Here is a 15311-nt window from a genome sequence, read left to right as displayed (position 1 = left end):
TTGCTTCATAAAGCAACTTGATTTCTTCTGAATTTTAACAGAAATACGTGCTGTCTGTTTTAAACCGAAAATAATTATTAATTTGCCTCTGATTAATAGTTGCATAATTAAGACTACGCGTAATTTACCCTACATTCCCATGAAAAATTTAAAGAAGAAAAGTTTTAAACAATATGTATTATTTTCATTCGGAGAATTGATTTTAATCATTGCAGGTATTCTCATTGCTATGAATATTAATAATTGGAATGAGAATCGCATTTCTTTGAATAAAGCAAACTCATATATTGCTAAAATCAAGAAAGATTTAGAAATAGATACTACCTATTTCAATAGCGCTATCAAAAGAATTGATTTAAAAATAGATTACAAAAAAAGCTTATTCAATGCAGATAGTTTAGCTAAGTTTTCAACAAGCAACATACAAAGCCTCGTCACTTCTGGAACTAATAATATTTCTATCAATGACGGAACTTATAAAAAAATGGTAGAATCGGGAATTGTAACATTACCTGAGAAAGAGTTTTTGTTTGAAAAGTTGAATAATTATTATTCCGTTTTTAATAATTATTTGAATGAATTCAATAGTTGGGAAGCAAAATCTGTAGATAAGGACATGGATTTTTGGATATACCAAAATCATTATGAATTGGAATATATTGACGCAACTTCTTCTGTGACAAATAAAGAAGAAAATAGAAAAAACCTTTTGAACGTTGTAAGCTCAAAAGAAGGGAAAAATTATATCAATATGGCGATTTTAAGGGAAGAACGAATGAAAGAGATTTATACAAAGGCTAGAGATGGCGCTAAAAAATTAATCAGACGCATTGATTCTATTCAGAACTAAAATAGTTTCAATTTATATTTACCGTCTTTATACATTATGTCAAACTTTCCTGTTTTATTTTCTGTGTTCCAACCGTTTTCAATTGCAAATTCTATCGATTTTCTAACAAAGTTTGGAGTTACTATTTGCGGCTCATAGTCTGGAGGTTTATTTTCTTTATTATGTACATACAACCAATCATCATACCAGCCATAATCAATAAATAGCTTATTATCTTTATTACTGACAGGTCTTACGTCTACTCCTCCTGAGAATTTCCAATTAAAGATTATTCCCATAACGGTAATTTTTCTAAATCCTTGTCTTTTTTGAGGTATTGCCATTTCGTTTTTTAAAGAATTAATCAAAGTAATGTGAAAAATTATAAAAATTGTAGTTACAAGAGTCCAAAAGCCTTGTAAAACCAGCTAATTTAAATCAGCGCGCGTCTCAGCACTGTAATTGGATGTAAAGCATCTTTATCAGTTCCATCTTTTATTTGATGACGACAACTTGTACCATTGGCAGCAATTATGGTATCTACTTCTGCTGCTCTAACCGCAGGAAATAAGGATTGTTCGCCAACTTTCATGCTGACTTCATAGTGTTCTTTTTCATATCCAAATGAACCTGCCATTCCACAACAACCTGAAGCAATAATGGTTGGTTTGTAATTTTTTGGAAGATTTAAGATATCATACGTACACTTTTGATTTGAAAGCGCTTTTTGATAGCAATGCACATGAATTTTGATGTTTTTAGCTTCTTCTGTAAAGGATTCCGAAGTAATTTCGCCTGCTTTGATTTCTGCCGCAAGGAATTCTTCCAATAAATATGTATGCTTTGCAATCTTTTTAGCTGCCTCTTTATCATCTGCCAAACGGATATATTCATCGCGAAATGTGAGAATTGCAGAAGGTTCAATTCCTACCAAAACAGCATTTTCATTGATCAAATCTTTAAAGATATTTACATTTTTGTTAGCTACTTTTTTTGCTTCCGCTAAGAACCCTTTTGATATAAATGTACGTCCGCTTTCTTCATGCGAAACATGCTTGATTTCATATCCTAATTTAGATAAAACGATCAAAGCATCTTGTCCAATGTCAGATTCTAAATAATTGGTAAACTCATCACTAAATACATATATTTTTTTAGATTTTAAAATATTAGCATTTAACTGATTTAATGAATTTTGAATTATTTTATCTAAAGTTTTACTTGAATTAATAGGTAATGTGCGTTCTTGGGCAACTCCTAGCCTATTTTTAATCATTTTTGATGTAAAACGATTTGTTTTTGCAAAGTTAGAAAGTCCCGGAAACTTGCTTGCCAAACGATTGGATTTGGTAGAAAATGCAAACGCTTTATCACGAAAAGTTGGTTTGTTTGATTTATAATATTGATGTAAAAATTCTGCTTTTAATGCTGCCACATCTACATTACTTGGACATTCACTAGCGCAGGCTTTACAACTTAAACACAAATCAAAAACTTCTTTCAGTTCTTTATGATCAAATTTATTCTCTTTTTCTGAGACGGTTAGAAACTCTCGCAATGCATTAGCTCTTGCCCGCGTGGTATCTTTTTCATTGGTTGTAGCTCGGTAACTTGGACACATAGCGCCCGAAAACGAAGCTGGTTTTCTACAATCGCCCGAACCATTGCATTTTTCTGCAGCACGCAAAATTCCTTCACTATCTGAGAAATCGTATAAAGTCTCTATTTCTGGCTCAGTCCGATCAATTTCATAGCGTAACGAAGTGTCCATTTTCGCTGCATCAACAATTTTTCCAGGATTGAAAATATTGTTCGGGTCAAAAACAGCTTTCACTTCTTTTAATAATTCGTAGTTCTTCGCTCCTATCATAATGGGAATGAATTCCGCACGCACAATTCCGTCACCATGTTCACCACTAAACGAACCGTTGTATTTTTTTACCAATTTGGCAACATCGTGTGTTATTTTTCGGAACAATACGACATCTGCTTTCTTTTTTAAGTTCAATATGGGACGTAAATGCAATTCTCCTGCTCCTGCATGTGCATAATACACCGCTTTTTGCTGATATTTTGCCATTAACTGAGAGAATTCATCAATATAATCCGCCAAATCTTCTAGCGCTACCGCAGTATCTTCAATACATGCCACCGCTTTTTTGTCTCCAATAATATTTCCTAAAAGTCCTAAACCTGCTTTGCGCAATTCCATTGCTTTGCTTATTTCATCACCTTTTAACACAGGATAATGATAGCTTTTGTTTTCGTTTTCAAGCGAAGCGATTAAGGCTTTTGTTTGTGTTTGTAAGTCTTCTTCCGAATTTGATCGTAATTCGAGCAATAAAATAGCTTGTGGATCTCCTTTTACAAAGAATCTGTTTTTGGCTTGTGCCAGATTTGACTTTGTACAATCTAAAATGATCTTATCCATCATTTCGCAAGTGTACAAATTATGTTGCATGGTCAATGAAACCGATTGCAAACAGTCTTCAATACTTTTATAATGTGCTGCAACTACGCAACTTTGTGTTGGTGGCAATTCATCTAGCTGAAGCGTTATTTGTGTTGTAAATGCCAAGGTTCCTTCACTTCCTGACAGTAGTTTACACATATTGAAGGTCTCGCCATTTGCTGAAAATGGTTTGGATTTGAGCAATTCGTCAATGGCATAACCTGTATTTCGTCTGTGAATGGCTTCTTTAGGGAATTGCGCCGTGATTTCCTGTTGGTTTGCTTCATCAGAAAGCATGTCATATACTTTTTGATAAATAGTGCCTTCAAGCGTGTTTAAAGTTCGTTTTTGATGGAATTCTTCGGTCGTGATTTCTCCAAAAGTCACTTCACTTCCATCAGATAATAATACGTCCATTTCAATGACTTTATCGCGCGTAACGCCATATTTTATCGAAGTCGTTCCCGAAGAGTTGTTTCCTACCATTCCACCAATCATACAACGATTGGATGTAGAAGTATTGGGTCCAAAAAATAAATGAGTTGCTTTTAAATGATTGTTTAGCGCATCACGCACAACACCAGGTTGTACTGTGACCGTTTTTGCAGTTTCATCAATCGTTAAAATTTCTGTAAAATATTTTGAAACATCTACTACAATTCCTTCACCAACACATTGTCCTGCCAATGAAGTTCCTGCTGTTCTTGGAATAAGTGATGTATTATTTGTGTTAGCAAAATCGATCAATAGTTTTAAATCGGCTATATGCTTAGGATACGCAACGGCTAGCGGGAGTTTGCGATATACAGATGCATCCGTAGCATATAAAATCCTGTGTAAATCATCATAAAAAATTGCTCCTGAAAAGGTGTTTTTCAACTGTTCCAATTTCGCCTTCATGCCACTATTATTGATCTTGTGTGTAATTTTCGCAGCAATATAAACTTATTTTTTTAGTTATAAATAACAAACAAGCAACGTATCACAATAAGATATTAACATGTGAAATTAATTAAAAAATGGTTCTTTTATAAATGGTACGGTTGTTGGTTTATTTCATCAAACAAAATTAAAAACATAAACTAGTAAGACATGAAAAAACTATTGATTTTAGGGATTTTATTTTTAGGATATACGGCTTCTGCTCAACAAATTTCAGATAATGCCATTGGTTTGCGAATTGGTGGAAATGATGGATTTGGCACTGAGATTTCGTATCAAAGAGCTTTGTGGGATAATAACCGTTTGGAATTAGATTTAGGCTGGAAAGACAGCGATGAGTACGATGCGTACAAGATAACTGGACTGTACCAATGGGTTTGGAATATTGATGGCGGATTTAACTGGTATGCTGGTGCTGGTGGCGGAATTGGAAGCTGGAATAGCAATAGAAACTTAACAAATGATGGTTTTTATGCGTTTTTAGCTGGTGATGTAGGTATTGAATATAATTTTGATTTCCCATTGCAGCTTTCTATAGATGTGCGTCCAGAAATTGGCTTTGACGATGGTTTTAATGATGATTTAGGTTTGGACTTAGCCATTGGAGTGCGCTATCAATTCTAATTTTTCTAGGGTAATTCTTCACATTTGGTTAAATTTGCGCGTTTAACTTTTAAAATTATTCAATAAAAATGTATTTAAACGTGAAGAAAGTATTTGTGATTACTAGTGTTATTGGTACACTACTGTTTACTTCTTGTGATAAAAAGACACAAAATTCAACAGATGGATATACCATAGAAACTACCATTAATGGACTTCCTGATGGTGTACGTGCATTTTTGAAAACTTCTAATGAAAAAGGTGTTCCACAGCCAAAAGATACCGCTGTGATACAAAATGGAAAATTTACTTTTACAGGAAAAGTAACGCATCCGGAATTAGGATTTATCTATGTAAATGGTGCTGAAGGTAATATTAATTTACTTTTAGAGAATGGAAATATAACTATTGAAGCTGATAGACAGAATCTTTCCGCAGCAAAAGTTTCTGGTGGAAAACACAATCAAGAGTATGTGAATTTTATTGAAGAATCGAAAGTATTAGCTGAAAAAGTACAAACTGTAAGAGCGCGTTATCAAAAAGCAATTGCTTCAAAAGATACTGCTGTTATTAATACAGCTAAAGCTGAAGTTGCTAGTTTGGATAAACAAGCTATTCAATACCAAGAAAAATATGTGCTAGAGCATCCAGATTCGTATATTTCTGTAATGTTGGTAGATCGTATGTTGCGCAATAAGTTGACAACTCCAAAAAAGGCAAAACAGTTCTTTGACGCACTTCCAGACGATTTGAAAAAGACACGTGTTGGCGAAAACTTATATACAAAATCAACGGAATTACTACGTTCATCACTTGGTTCGGTAGCTCCAAATTTCTCTGCGCCAAATCCTGAAGGAAAAACAATTGCATTAAATGATATCAAAGGAAAAGTAACGATCATCGATTTTTGGGCAGCTTGGTGTGGACCTTGCCGTAGAGAGAATCCGAATGTTGTAAAGATTTACGAAAAATATCATAAAGATGGATTGGAAATCATTGGAGTTTCTTTAGATGGTCGTCCAAATCAAAATAATGCAAAAGAAGATTGGCTTCGTGCTATTAAAACGGATGGTTTGACATGGCCTCAAGTTTCCAACTTAGATGGATTTAGAGATGCTATTGCTCGTACATATAATGTTCGTTCTATTCCTGCTACATTTATCTTAAATGAAAAAGGTGAAATCGTAGATAGAAACTTGCGTGGCGCATCTTTAGAAGCAAAGATTAAAGAATTATTAGGAAAATAAAAATAATTTAAATTAGATAGAAACTGATTTTCAATAAGTTAGTTTTTTATCAAAAAAAACGCATATTTTTTATTTGCACGGTTCAAAAACAATAGTATATTTGCAACCGCAATAAAGCAAAAAGCGTTGGGGAGATACTCAAGCGGCCAACGAGGGCAGACTGTAAATCTGCTGACTATGTCTTCGCAGGTTCGAATCCTGCTCTCCCCACATCAAAAAAGAAACCATGTCATTTGACGTGGTTTTTTTGTTTTATGGAAAAACTAAACAAAGTTTGTATTTTGAGGTAAAACAAAAAAATAATTCAGCGTTAGCTGTTGGTTTCTTATTTGCAGGAGTGGTGTAATAGGATCATCAAATAATCCTGCGCTGCCCACAAAAATATAAAACCACGTCAACTGACGTGGTTTTATATTTTTTAAGAAAGATCTTTTTTTATTCTAAAAGTCGAAGCGTTCGTTTCAACAATAATTTTAAATCAAAAATGTTTTTTTTATCTACTAAAGAAAAAGAACTTACAATTCCACTTTCACTAGTATATACAATTCGTATCTCTTTTTTTACTTCAACATCTATATCCTGATCTTCTAAAATTATTTCAGCAATTTCGATAGGTTTGCCTTCTACATCAAGAGAATCTTTGAACTGTTCTCTAATTGCCTTTTCTGTATCCTTCCGCATCGCTGCTTTAATTCCATCATTCAGAGTCTCTGATGAATGCGTGAATTCATACTTCTCTCCTACTTTAAAAACCCCATACTTCCTCACTACTTTAGTGTCATGTCCCATAGGATCTTTTTTAGGAATTGTATCCTTAATATAATATTGATATGAAATTTCTTTTTTATAAAATCCAAAAATAGACTTGATATCTTGTTGATAAATACGCGTTACAGAAAATGAACCTTCATTTAATTGCTGTTCTAATGAAGAAATTAATTCTAATAAATCTGAGTCATTTGAAAATTTTTGTTTTGCCTTTTTTATATTTTTTTGAATTTTCTTATTCACTTTTTCTTCATTAGTAATACTAAATTCTGCTTTAGCGATATTTAAGTGAATCTCGCTTTTTACATCATTTAGAAGTACACTTTCCAAATTATTGTTATCAAACTTGTCTAAATAAATCGTAGCATTTACAAAATCACCTTCAGTTTTGCCAAATTTGAAATTCAAATGATAGTTTGTAGTGTCTTTTCCCTCTGGTGTATGATTTATTCTATTCACCTCATAGGTCAACTTTTGTCCTTTTTTAAAAATTGGAAAAAATTGAATTGTAGAATCTTGTTCATTAGTAATTACTTGCGCAGACATACTATAACAAAGTATACATGCAATAAGGGTAAGTGTAGTCTTTATGTTCATCATAATCAGTTTTGAACAAATAAAATACTTTTTTTATCCCTTTGCAAAGGGAAAATTCCCCATATTTAGCATATTTCTATTAAATCTTCCCTGATTTAATCAAAACAAATAGTGCAATAATAGGAAGTGCCAATAAAATTACGATTTGTGTCTCCTGTACAAGGATGCTTGGTCTAAGTATTAATGTTAGGATGAATCCCGCGACAGCGCCACCAAAATGGGCATCATGACCAATATTCCCAAATTGTTTTTTCATTCCATAAATAGAAAAGACTAAGTAAAATATTCCCACGATATATCCTTTTACTGCAAACGGAACAAACATGACATACATGTCCATTGTAGGATTCAGTAAAATACCTGCAAATAGTACTCCTGACACAGCGCCACTAGCGCCTAATGCACTGTAGTGTGGTTCGTTTTTATGAAAATAATACGAAAGTGCGTTCCCAAAAAGCAAACTCGCTACATAGATTAATAAAAAGTATTGTGGTCCAAGACTGTAAATAACCGTATTCGCAAAAAAGTATAAGGTAAGCATGTTAAATACCAAATGCATGATGTCTGCATGTAGAAATCCGGAAGTAATCATTCGGAAATGCTGACCGTTTTGAATGGCACTGATGTTGAATAAATATTTTCTTATAAATGAATCGTCTTCAAACCCTTTGATTGACGGTAAAACGTTTGCCAAAATTATTCCAATCGTTATGGGTTCTAAATTCATCATAAAATTGCCTTTATTACGTGTCAAATATAGCTATATTTGTGAAAATTTAGTATACTTATGCAGCTTATTGCGTTCATTTTAATATATCCCATACTTTGGTTGATTTCTATTCTGCCATTTCCTGTACTCTACTTATTTTCTGACTTTTGTTATTTTATTGTTTATCGCCTTATTGGTTATAGAAAAAAGGTGGTACGCGGAAATTTAGCCTTGGTTTTTCCTGAAAAAAGCGATGCAGAACGTTTGAAGATTGAGAAGAAATATTACAGTCATTTGTGTGATATGTTTCTGGAAATGATTAAATCCCTGACAATTTCTGATGCTTCGCTGAGAAAGCGTTTTGTGTTTCCAAATATTGATCTGATTAATGAATATGAAAAGAAAGGACATAGTATCATTTTAATTTCTGGACATTATGCCAATTGGGAATGGATGAATGTGATGAAAGAGTATGTTTCTTTTAAAGGATATGGAATTTATAAGAAATTGACGAATAAGTATTTTGACAAATTAGTGCGTGATATTCGTGAGAAACGAGATTCTACCTTAATTACAACCAAAGAAACTTTTAAAGTCATCAAAAAGAATCAAGATGCAGGTGTTTTAGGAATTTACTATATGGTAAGTGATCAATCGCCAAAGCCTTTACCGCATTATTATTGGACTGATTTTATGAATGTTACCGTTCCTTGTTTTGATGGACCGGAAATATTAGCACGAAAAGCCGATATGCCTTTCATTTATTTTAAAATAGAAAAAGTAAAGCGCGGTCATTATCAAGGATCATTTATCGATTTGACTCCAAAAGGAATTTCAAATTACGCAAAACATGAACCAACCGAGTTTTTTTATAGAGAACTGGAAAAACAAATTAGAGAGGTTCCTGAATATTATTATTGGGTTCACAAACGTTGGAAACACAGAGATAAAGTACCGCCAAAACATCTGAAATAAAATTAGTATATTTCGTGTATGAAAAAAGCATCAACTGTTACATTTTCTCAGGATCAAATTGTAATTACGGGAAATAAATCACCTTTATTTACTAGAATTCTACTTTTAGTTATAGCAATCATTGCTATCATAATTCCTTTAAGCGTTATCATATATCGTGCTGTAGATGGCTTAGGCTTTCATTTTGTATTTGTTCCTATTATACTTATCACTTTAGGAACTGCTTATTTTATGTTACGAATGTTTTTATGGAATACATATGGAAAAGAAATTCTAACATTCACCGAAGACGGAATCACTTATAAATCTGATTACAAATATTTTAAAGGAAGTACTATTATTGTTCCTAAATCTCCAAACGTGCAGTTTTCTCGTCATAATAAAGAAGAAGCTACTTGTTTATTTTCCATTGAAAATAAGGAAAGTCGTATTGAAAACGTATTGCCAATATCTGAGCATGATTTACAAAAAATAAAACAAGAAATTGACCAATATTGTAGATCGTGATTGTATTACACTACTCTACCTTCTTTGATCGCTTTGCTGTCCAACCAACTTCCAATAGCTAGTCCAAGCGCCAATCCAATAGGTAAGCCAAATGCTATATTTCCAAAAGCAACGCCCCAAGGCATTCCAAGCGCCATTCCTAAAGGCATCCATAGACTTACATAAAAACCTTTGTTGACAAGTTTGTGTTTTGTGATTGCGGCACTTTTAATTTTTGCTTTCTTTTTTAAGAAGTTGCGACGAATTTCTTTGTCTTCAAAACCCGTTTTATAAGGAATTGCGGCTACATACTCATCTATTTGTGTTTGAAACGCTTCTAAAGCTTCTGGAGAAGCAGCATGCGTTGCCATTTTTTCTAACAATCGCTTAAAATATTCAGTTTCTACTTTTTTATGTAAAGATTCGTCAAAAGAAGCTGTTTTTTCATGTAATGTATGAAGCGTTGTATTTTTCCAATCTGTATATGTAAGTCCCATAGCTTTTTTTATTTGAATTGTATCCGATAGAATGAGTAGCTAGTTTTTTGTTTTTGTTACACCATTCTAAAAGATAACGATCAAAATTGAGGATATCGTATTTTGGATACTAATTAACAGTATTTTGACGAATTTTGATAAAAAAAGCCATCCAAATGGACAGCTTTTCGTTTTATATTTTTTGCTCTTCTATAAGTTTGCAATCGCTGAAATCTCTTTCATAATGCGTTGTGCCAAATCATCGGCTTCTTGTTGCGATTGTGCTTCTGTATAGATTCTAATGATAGGTTCTGTGTTTGATTTACGTAAGTGTACCCAATTTTCTGGGAAATCAATTTTAACACCATCAATGGTAGTTACATTTTCGTTGGCATACTTCTCTTCCATTGCTTTTAAAATTCCGTCTACGTCTAATTCTGGCGTTAATTGAATTTTATTTTTACTCATAAAATAGCTTGGATAGCTATCACGCAATTCGCGAACGGTCATTTTCTTTTCAGCCAAATGTGTTAAAAATAAAGCAACTCCAACCAATGAATCTCGTCCGTAATGCAATTCAGGATAAATGATTCCTCCATTTCCTTCTCCTCCAATAACTGCATTGGTATCTTTCATCTTTATCACTACGTTTACTTCTCCAACGGCACTTGCTTGGTAGCTTCCGCCGTGTTTTTCTGTCACATCACGTAAAGCTCTTGACGATGATAAGTTAGAAACCGTATTTCCTTTTACTTTTCCTAATACATAATCTGCGCAAGCAACTAAGGTATATTCTTCTCCAAACATTTCTCCATCATCGCAAATAAATGCCAAACGATCTACATCTGGATCAACGACAACTCCAAAATCTGCTTTTTCTTTAACGACCAATTCAGAAATATCACCTAAATTCTCTTTCAATGGTTCAGGATTGTGTGGAAAGTGTCCGTTTGGTTCGCAATATAATTCTACGACATCAACATTTAAAGCACGTAATAACTGCGGAATGGCAATTCCTCCAGTAGAATTTACACCATCTACCACTACTTTAAAATTTGCTTGTTTGATGGCTTCAACATCTACTAATGGAAGGTTTAACACTTCTTCTATATGTTTGGTTATATACGTGTCATTTGGTGTTACCGTTCCTAAATCGTCTACTTCTGCAAAATCGAAATCGTCACTTTCTGCAATTTCTAGGATTTCTGCGCCATCAGCTCCATTTAAAAATTCACCTTTATGGTTTAAAAGTTTTAAGGCATTCCATTGTTTTGGGTTATGACTTGCCGTTAATATAATTCCTCCATCTGCTTTTTCTATAGGAACTGCAACTTCTACCGTTGGTGTTGTTGACAATCCAAGATCAATGACATCGATTCCCAAGCCAACTAACGTATTTACAACCAAACTCTGAATCATAGCTCCAGAAATTCGCGCATCTCTACCAATAACAACGGTAAGCTTTTCTTTCTTATATTCTTTTTTCAACCAAGTTCCGTACGCACTTGCAAATTTTACTGCATCAATTGGTGTTAAATTATCACCAACATTTCCTCCAATGGTTCCACGAATCCCTGAAATTGATTTGATTAATGTCATAATATATTATCTAAATTTATTTTTAAGTTTTAAAAACGGTTTTTCAAAGTATTGATATGATACGTGCGAAACTATAAAAGTTATACCAAAAACAAGTCCATATGAAAGTAAAATAATGGTTATATCCGACATTTCTACTTTTGAAACCAATTTAAGTAATATCAACCCGACAAGTTGCATCACTAACGGATGAAACATGTAAATTCCGTACGATATTTTTCCTAAATAGTTTAACGGCTTGTTTCGTATAATAATTACGGGACTGTAACTTAAAGTCATTATTGCAACACTAAACAATATCATACTTATAAAGTGGTATGCATTTGGATCAATTCCTTTGATCAAATCTGTAAAGAAATACAAGATAAATGACACCAAGATAACCACTTTGAGATATTTGTGCATTTTATTTCCTAAATCGTATCGTTCATGTAATACTGCTACTAATCCGCCTGTTGAGAAGTAAAAGTATAAAAAATCAAATTTTCGCAAGAACGGAAATAGATCACTTGCAAAAATAGCAAAGTATACTAAAGTAAAAATCAGGATTAATATGATAAAGAATTTCTTTTTGATGAATGCTAACATTGGCGGAATGAGCAAATAAAATTGTTCTTCGATTCCAATAGACCAGAGTATTTCTATCGCGCCACCAGGTTGATATAAGGTGGAAGCTACATTGGGCAGAAAAAAAACATATAACAACAGGGCATTTGTCAAATCGTAATCTGCTTCGTAAGGAATTCCCATGTACGACAATATTACTTTGTAATAGAGAAACCCGACAAAAAGAATTAAAAAGTATAGTGGGTAAATCCGCAAGATTCTCCGAATATAGAAGCTTTTAAGGTCTATTTTTCCTTTTTGCATCACTTCTCTGTATAATAATCGGATGATTAAAAATCCGCTGAGTGTAAAAAACACATATACAGCTTCTCTACCTTTATGAAAAATAACGCCATCATTGTATGCTGCCAAGCCTCTATTCCTAAAAAACTCAGGAATATGTACGAGCATAACAGGTATTGTTAATAAGAAACGTAATGGATTAAGGTTTGGGAGAAGTTTCAAACGATGTTTTTTACAAATATAATATTCTCAGAAAAATATTCTTAGTAAATTTAACAAATGAATTTCTTAGCACACATTTATCTTTCACATAACGACGACGAAATAAAAATCGGGAATTTTATTGCCGATAGCGTTCGTGGAAAAAAACATCAAGAATATCCACCAAAAATTCAAAAAGGAATTTTACTCCATCGCCATATTGATACGTATACAGATGCGCATCCTACGGTTCGAATGAGCACGAAGCGTTTGCACAAAAATTACAGTCATTATAGCGGCGTTATTGTCGATATTTTATACGATCATTTTTTGGCTAAAAACTGGAAAAACTATTCCGATATTCCGCTGGAAACCTATGTAAATGATTTTTATCTTTTGTTAGAAGACCATTTTGAAATACTTCCGCAGAATGTAAAACGCTTACTTCCACATATGATTCATGACAATTGGTTGCTTAGTTATGCTTCTATTGAAGGTATTACCAAAGTATTGGAAGGCATGAACCGTAGAACCCAAAATCGTTCAAAAATGAACTTGGCCGTTGTGGAGCTTCAGGAGTTTTATGATGAATTTGAAGCTGAATTCACATCGTTTTTTGATGAACTAATTGAATTTTCGAAACAAAAACTTAACGAATTATAATTATGAATAAATCTTTTCTTTTTGGCTTCTGTTGCTTGCTTCTTTTTTCTTGTAAAACCGAGAAAGTAAAAGGTGTAATCGCTGAAAATGCTATGGTTGTATCGGCGCGTGAAGAAGTTTCTGAAATTGGAAATATCATTCTTAAAAAAGGTGGAAATGCTTTTGATGCCATGGCAGGAATCGAATTAGCACTCGCAGTTGCGTATCCGTATGCAGGAAGTTTAGGCGGCGGCGGATTTATGGTGTATCGATTGGAAGATGGTCGTATTGGTTCGTTAGATTTTCGTGAAAAAGCACCATTGGCAGCAACTAAAAACATGTATATCGATTCTATTACCGATCAAGTAATTCCAAATAAAAGTACGCTTGGTTCCATGGCCGTAGGAATTCCGGGGAATATTGCTGGTATTTATGCTTCGCATGGAAAATATGGAAAACTAGCTATGGAAGAAATTATTGCACCTGTGATTGAACTCGCTAAAAAAGGAGTGGTTGTGACCAAAAAGCAGCAAGAACGTTTAGAAAAATACCGTGAAACCTTTTTAAAAGTAAACAATCCAAATTTCTTATTTGCTAAAGATTGGAAAGCAACAGATACCATCAAACGGTTGCAATTGGCAAAAACCTTGGAACGCATTCAGAAAAATGGACGTGATGAATTTTACAAAGGTGAAACTGCGCAGAAATTGGTTGATTTTATGCAAAAATCTGGCGGAATTATGACGATGGAAGATTTGGCAAAATACGAAGCAAAATGGCGTACGCCTATTACCTTTACCTATGATGATTTACGCGTTATTTCGATGTCGCCACCATCAAGTGGAGGAATTTGCTTGGCAGAAATTATGAAAGCGATTGAACCGTATGATTTGGCGGAACTTGGACATAACACTACCAAAGCCATTCAATTGATTACGGAAGCGGAACGTAGAGCCTATGCAGATCGAAACCACTTTTTAGGCGATCCTGATTTCGTTACTATTCCCACAGAAACTTTATTAAGCGAAAAATACATCAAAGAACGTATGTCTACATTTTCTTTTGAAAAAGCCACGCCTTCGTCAGAAGTTGCACACGGAAATATTGAGTTTGTAGAAAGCGATGAAACTACCCACTACTCTATTGTAGATTCCTTTGGAAATGCCGTTTCTGTTACGACAACGATTAATGGTGCGTACGGATCTAAATTGTATTGTGAGGAGTTAGGTTTCTTTTTAAACAACGAAATGGACGATTTTAGCGCAAAACCTGGTGTTCCGAATATGTTTGGACTCGTAGGTGCTGAAGCGAACAGTATTGCGCCCGAAAAGCGTATGTTAAGCTCTATGACACCAACAATTGTTGAAAAAGACGGAAAATTATATATAGTTGTAGGAACGCCTGGCGGATCAACGATTATTACCAGTGTTTTGCAAACTATTTTAAATGTACATGAGTACAAAATGGGCATGCAGGAAGCCATCAATCAGCCGCGTTTTCATCATCAATGGTTGCCAGATACTGTAAAGATGGAACCTAAAGGATTTAGTGATGAATTGAAAGCAACATTGACCAAACTTGGTTATACGATTGATGCAACGAATAGTCCTGTGATTGGAAAGGTAGAAGGAATTTTAGTCTTACCTGATGGAAAATTGGAAGGCGGCGCAGATCCGCGTGGGGATGATAAAGCGGTTGGTTATTAGATTGTTAGATTATTAGAAACGCTTTGCTTTTAGATCGGCTTTGCCTCTTAGACTTGCCTTGCTTTTAGTATCGCTTTGCTCTTAGATACGCCTTGCTTTTAGTATCGCTTCGCTCTTAGACACGCCTTGCTTTTAGTATTTTAGTATTCTGAGCGTCACTTCGATTTCTATGACAAAATCAAACGATTTTGATAAAAATTTTGATTTTTAATTAGAGCAAAAACAATGTG

Annotated in this window: 14 protein-coding genes and 1 tRNA gene; 8 read left to right on the top strand and 7 right to left on the bottom strand. The window is 33.9% G+C overall.

From position 1 onward, the window contains the following. Window positions 1-139 precede the first annotated feature (139 nt). Window positions 140-850, top strand: coding sequence for a hypothetical protein (locus tag Q0845_RS26910; protein WP_298520921.1), 711 nt, complete (start codon window positions 140-142; stop codon window positions 848-850). On the opposite strand, the gene Q0845_RS26905 is transcribed toward Q0845_RS26910, so the two are convergent. Together Q0845_RS26905 and Q0845_RS26900 are read right to left on the bottom strand one after the other, a co-directional pair. After that, window positions 847-1173, bottom strand: coding sequence for a hypothetical protein (locus tag Q0845_RS26905; protein WP_298520920.1), 327 nt, complete (start codon window positions 1171-1173; stop codon window positions 847-849). The two genes, Q0845_RS26910 and Q0845_RS26905, sit on opposite strands and share 4 nt — an antisense overlap. Before the next feature lie 89 nt (window positions 1174-1262). Continuing rightward, window positions 1263-4181: an FAD-binding and (Fe-S)-binding domain-containing protein gene (locus Q0845_RS26900; protein WP_298520919.1), complete on the bottom strand. Its 2919-nt coding sequence runs from the start codon at window positions 4179-4181 to the stop codon at window positions 1263-1265. A gap of 192 nt (window positions 4182-4373) precedes the next feature. Here Q0845_RS26900 and Q0845_RS26895 point away from each other — a divergent pair, with 192 nt between their 5' ends. The 3 genes from Q0845_RS26895 to Q0845_RS26885 all read left to right on the top strand — a co-directional run bounded on the left by Q0845_RS26895 (window position 4374) and on the right by Q0845_RS26885 (window position 6283). Then, window positions 4374-4847 (top strand): hypothetical protein, encoded by a 474-nt coding sequence (locus Q0845_RS26895; protein WP_298520918.1) that lies wholly within the window; start codon window positions 4374-4376, stop codon window positions 4845-4847. Between the two features lie 80 nt (window positions 4848-4927). Then, a complete protein-coding gene (locus Q0845_RS26890) occupies window positions 4928-6073 on the top strand; it encodes a TlpA disulfide reductase family protein (protein WP_298520916.1) in 1146 nt (381 codons plus the stop codon). Between the two features lie 128 nt (window positions 6074-6201). Next, window positions 6202-6283, top strand: a tRNA-Tyr gene (locus tag Q0845_RS26885). Between the two features lie 225 nt (window positions 6284-6508). Here Q0845_RS26885 and Q0845_RS26880 read toward each other — a convergent pair. Further along, window positions 6509-7441, bottom strand: coding sequence for a hypothetical protein (locus Q0845_RS26880; protein WP_298520913.1), 933 nt, complete (start codon window positions 7439-7441; stop codon window positions 6509-6511). A 76-nt stretch (window positions 7442-7517) separates the two neighbouring features. Further along, complete coding sequence (locus Q0845_RS26875) at window positions 7518-8168, bottom strand: rhomboid family intramembrane serine protease (RefSeq protein WP_367180693.1); 651 nt, start codon at window positions 8166-8168, stop codon at window positions 7518-7520. A 57-nt stretch (window positions 8169-8225) separates the two neighbouring features. On the opposite strand from Q0845_RS26875, the gene Q0845_RS26870 reads away from it, so the two are divergent. Further along, window positions 8226-9122: a lysophospholipid acyltransferase family protein gene (locus tag Q0845_RS26870; RefSeq protein WP_298520910.1), complete on the top strand. Its 897-nt coding sequence runs from the start codon at window positions 8226-8228 to the stop codon at window positions 9120-9122. Between the two features lie 18 nt (window positions 9123-9140). Then, window positions 9141-9629, top strand: coding sequence for a hypothetical protein (locus Q0845_RS26865; protein ID WP_298520907.1), 489 nt, complete (start codon window positions 9141-9143; stop codon window positions 9627-9629). A gap of 5 nt (window positions 9630-9634) precedes the next feature. Here the strand turns inward: Q0845_RS26865 and Q0845_RS26860 are convergent, their stop codons facing one another. The 3 genes from Q0845_RS26860 to Q0845_RS26850 all read right to left on the bottom strand — a co-directional run bounded on the left by Q0845_RS26860 (window position 9635) and on the right by Q0845_RS26850 (window position 12754). Next, a complete protein-coding gene (locus Q0845_RS26860; protein ID WP_298520905.1) occupies window positions 9635-10105 on the bottom strand; it encodes a hypothetical protein in 471 nt (156 codons plus the stop codon). Between the two features lie 189 nt (window positions 10106-10294). Further along, the gene (glmM, locus tag Q0845_RS26855; RefSeq protein WP_298520902.1) at window positions 10295-11683 is read right to left on the bottom strand and encodes a phosphoglucosamine mutase; all 1389 of its coding nucleotides are present in this window, start codon (window positions 11681-11683) and stop codon (window positions 10295-10297) included. A 6-nt stretch (window positions 11684-11689) separates the two neighbouring features. After that, the gene (locus tag Q0845_RS26850; RefSeq protein WP_298520899.1) at window positions 11690-12754 is read right to left on the bottom strand and encodes an acyltransferase; all 1065 of its coding nucleotides are present in this window, start codon (window positions 12752-12754) and stop codon (window positions 11690-11692) included. Between the two features lie 57 nt (window positions 12755-12811). Here Q0845_RS26850 and Q0845_RS26845 point away from each other — a divergent pair, with 57 nt between their 5' ends. Beyond that, window positions 12812-13396, top strand: a complete 585-nt coding sequence (locus Q0845_RS26845) for an acyl carrier protein phosphodiesterase (protein ID WP_298520896.1) — start codon at window positions 12812-12814, stop codon at window positions 13394-13396. Window positions 13397-13398: 2 nt separating this feature from the next. Then, window positions 13399-15081 (top strand): gamma-glutamyltransferase, encoded by a 1683-nt coding sequence (ggt, locus tag Q0845_RS26840; protein WP_298520893.1) that lies wholly within the window; start codon window positions 13399-13401, stop codon window positions 15079-15081. Window positions 15082-15311: the final 230 nt, after the last annotated feature.

It is taken from the genome of uncultured Kordia sp. (assembly GCF_947489565.1).
Lineage (GTDB): Bacteria > Bacteroidota > Bacteroidia > Flavobacteriales > Flavobacteriaceae > Kordia.
The sequence above is the reverse complement of the archived record's forward strand: the minus strand, read 5'-3'. Positions and strand labels throughout refer to the sequence as shown.